The organism is Stenotrophomonas sp. Sm6012 (assembly GCF_030985895.1).
Lineage (GTDB): Bacteria > Pseudomonadota > Gammaproteobacteria > Xanthomonadales > Xanthomonadaceae > Stenotrophomonas > Stenotrophomonas forensis.
Map to the genome: position 1 here is coordinate 1 of NZ_JAPTFX010000234.1, position 3,573 is coordinate 3,573.

Consider the following 3,573-nt stretch of genomic DNA (forward strand, 5'->3'; position numbering starts at 1 on the left):
GGCCGGCAACCGCCATTGTCCACGGGTTGCCGGCCAGCAGCCGGCACTACCGGTGCATCTGCGCCGACCATGCGATCATCGCCCCATGAAGATCTATCTTGTCGGCGGCGCCGTGCGCGACCGCCTGCTGCAGCGCCCCGCCGGCGACCGCGACTGGGTGGTGGTCGGTGCCACACCCGCGCAGATGGAAGCGCAGGGCTACACTGCGGTGGGCCGCGATTTCCCGGTATTCCTGCACCCGCAGACCGGCGAGGAATACGCACTGGCACGTACCGAGCGCAAATCCGGCCGCGGCTATCGCGGCTTCGTGGTCGACGCCGATCCGGCGGTGACGCTGGAAGAGGACCTGCAGCGCCGCGACTTCACCATCAACGCCATTGCCTGCGACGAAGGCACCGGCGCGCTGGTCGACCCTTACGGCGGCGTGCGTGATCTTGAACAGCGCGTGTTGCGCCACGTCGGCCCTGCGTTCGTCGAAGATCCCTTGCGCGTGCTGCGCGCGGCGCGCTTCATGGCGCGCTTCGCGCCACTGGGCTTCACCGTTGCCGAAGAGACCATGGCGCTGATGCGCGAGGTCGCCGCCAGTGGCGAACTGGATGCACTGGTGCCGGAACGAGTGTGGCAGGAACTGCGCAAGGCGCTGGCCAGTGAACGGCCCTCTGCCTTCCTGCGCACGCTGCACGACGCGCATGCGCTGGGCCCGATCCTGCCCGAGCTGGAAGCACTGTACGGCGTGCCGCAGCGCGCGGAGTTCCACCCGGAGGTCGACACCGGCATCCACCAGGAAATGGTCAGCGACATGGCCGCGAAACTGGCGCCGGGTGATGACCTGGTCGGCTTCGCCGCCCTCACCCACGACCTCGGCAAGGGCCTGACCCCGCCGGACGAATGGCCGCGCCACATCATGCACGAGCAGCGCGGCATCAAGCCGCTGAAGGATCTGTGCGCGCGGATGAAGATTCCCACCGAGCACCAGCAACTGGCCGAAGCGGTCTGCCGCGAGCACTTGAACGTGCACCGCATCGATGAACTACGCGATGCCACCGTGCTGGAGCTGCTGGGCCGCTGCGATGCGTTGCGCCGGCCCGAGCGCGTGGCCCGCATCGCGCTGTGCTGCGAGGCCGACAAGCGCGGCCGGCTCGGATTTGAGGACGCCGACTACCCGCAGGGTGAAACGCTCAAGCGCCTGCACCAGGCAGCGCTGTCGGTACAGGCGCGCGATCTGGACCTGACCCACCTGAAGGGCCCTGCGGTGGGCGAGGCGCTGGCGCGGGCCAGGGTGAAGGCGATTGCGGCAGCGCGATAGGAATGTGCGGCTTGCTGGGAAGGCGCGGTGTCAGTCGCTGATGGTCAGTACCTGAAATAGGTATCGCCCAAGGCGGGGTGGTCGCCCGGCTGACGCTTCTGCTTGGTGATGCGTCGCAGATTGATGCGCTTTGCATTGGGCCAACCCAGCGTTCCGAATATCGCATCAGCCATCTTTGCGAACCGCGTGAAATGGCGACCAATTCTGTATCCAAGGTAGAGGCAAACCAGAACGCATATCAAGTATGCATCCGCGATCATCTCCAAGGGTGCCAGTCCGTCTCCCGTGAGAGCATCGAACATGAAAAATCCGATCTGGATCATGTACAAGGGAACAGATAGCGCCAGCGAGTACTTGACCACCGCGATCCAGTGAGCCCAGCTACCTGAACTGACATACGGATAGGAAACGATGAGTCTCTTCTGCTCATCGAGCACGGACAAGGCAATGAAGTTCCCCACCTTGTCCCGACGTCCGACCACCCGCACGGAGTCGCCCTCTTTGAAGGGCCAATTCCAGAACAACGCCCTCACCAGCATTTCGCCGAAGCGAAATTCCACTCTCGTAGCGGGTTCCTCCGTTTCCTCATTGGACATCATCGCCATGCCAGCGGCGGGCCCGCTAAGGCCCAGCGCGGCGGCAGCGACGCCCGTGGCCGCCATCTTTTCGCGATCCCCGTCGCGCCAGAATACGTTCTGCACCACATGTCTGACCCGCAGACTGGAAATGATGCCGGTTTCCGTCTCGAACAGCACCTTGCCGGTCGAGCCCGGCTTGCGTTTACGATTCACTGCAAATCCACCTGGGAAATGCCACACGCTGACCGGTGTGTATCCGCCATCGAAATCATCAAGAGATTCTCAGTATCTGAAATAGGTATCACCAAGCGCAGCAGGATCACTCGGGCTTTTTCTGAGCTTTGTAATCCGCCTTAGATTGACATTCTTACTGTCACCCCAGCCAAGCGACCCAAATATGCCGTCAGCAAGCTGGGCAAACCGGTGAAATCGATAGCCAATACTGATCCCAACAGTGGCAGCGATGAGCAGGAGCCCAGCAAATATGCAAAGCAGCAACTTCAACAACAACCATCCGTCCTCCAGGATGCCTAGAGAATTCAGGCCAATACCTACGGTAAACAATGTGCATATCGGCAACGAAATCAATGACGTGTACTTCCAGACCGAGATCCAGTGAGCGCGACTGCCAGCACTGACGTGTGGGTAGGAGACAATCAATCTCTTGCGCTCATCCAATACCGAGAACGCGATAAATACTCCGTCCGGGTTTCGGCTTCCGACCACTCTCACGAGATCTCCCTCCTTGTAGGGCCAGTTCCAGAGCAGGCCTTTCACGATCAAATCGTCTAGTCGGAACTCAACCCGGACAACTGGCTCCTCCATCTCCTCGGAGGACATCATCGCCATGCTGGCCGCAGGACCACTGAGACCGAGTGCAGCAGCAAAGGCTCCAGTGGCGGCCATACCCTCGCGATCGCCACTACGCCAGAAAACATTTTCTACACTACGCTTGATTCGCAAATTGGAAATCACGCCGACTTCAGTATCGAAGGGCGCGCACGCGCTTTGTATTGCCTTCACTTTAGCGGTCATCGCGGCCTCACAGACACTGAGCCAATGGCCTTGTAGAAGGCAATCTGCTGATCTTCGGCTGCGGTGAAGCGCTTCTCGTTTGAGTTACCTTTACCGATTCCGCCATCAGAATTTCTCCCAAAAGTACTGCTTCTGGCCCACTTCTCCAGATCATTAGGACTAAGAGCCCAGATAAGCACCTCTGCAGCTGGAAGTGCCAAGCCGACCTGCCACCCACTCAGTCGTAGTACCCACACGCCAACGCGTTTCATTGCTTGCGATGCAACTACTTCCGCACCGTCCACAGCAGCTGCCGCTTCAAGTCCGGCTCTCAATCCCCTTAGACCCAAGCTCAGTGAGTTACGTCCAAACGTTCGCTCAATCACAGGGGCCGAGTAGGCAAGCGCAGTCAGGAACTGCGCACTGCCTACAGCGCCCCCCGTGGCTCCGCGAATATTGAGCAAGACGTAGGTCGCATAGCTTTTTCTTTCGAGCGCAACCGTTGCATCCGCAAAACTGTAGGCCGCCCCAATAAAACTACCCGCTCCCGCCAGCACACTGCCGGCAGCCTTCATCCGAATGGCACTGACACTGCCCGCCCCAAAGAACTCCTTGGCTACCGTTTCATGCACACTGGTATACACAGCCAAAAGCGACATGCCGGACGCCAATAAC

General features: G+C 60.2%; 3 protein-coding genes and 1 pseudogene. 1 reads left to right on the forward strand and 3 read right to left on the reverse strand.

Annotation, left to right across the window (positions count from 1 at the left end; translation table 11 throughout):
• Positions 1 to 85: 85 nt before the first annotated feature.
• Positions 86 to 1,306 (forward strand): multifunctional CCA addition/repair protein, encoded by a 1,221-nt coding sequence (locus O0J73_RS21815; RefSeq protein WP_308309623.1) that lies wholly within the window; start codon positions 86 to 88, stop codon positions 1,304 to 1,306.
• Positions 1,307 to 1,350: 44 nt separating this feature from the next.
• Here O0J73_RS21815 and O0J73_RS21820 read toward each other — a convergent pair whose 3' ends face one another.
• From O0J73_RS21820 to O0J73_RS21830, 3 genes and pseudogenes are all read right to left on the reverse strand, one after another.
• Positions 1,351 to 2,097, reverse strand: coding sequence for a putative type VI secretion system effector (locus O0J73_RS21820; RefSeq protein WP_308309624.1), 747 nt, complete (start codon positions 2,095 to 2,097; stop codon positions 1,351 to 1,353).
• A 69-nt stretch (positions 2,098 to 2,166) separates the two neighbouring features.
• Positions 2,167 to 2,919, reverse strand: a complete 753-nt coding sequence (locus O0J73_RS21825) for a putative type VI secretion system effector (protein WP_308309625.1) — start codon at positions 2,917 to 2,919, stop codon at positions 2,167 to 2,169.
• Positions 2,916 to 3,573 (reverse strand): annotated as a pseudogene (locus O0J73_RS21830) (hypothetical protein); the annotation flags it as partial. The gene O0J73_RS21825 and the pseudogene O0J73_RS21830, both read right to left, overlap by 4 nt.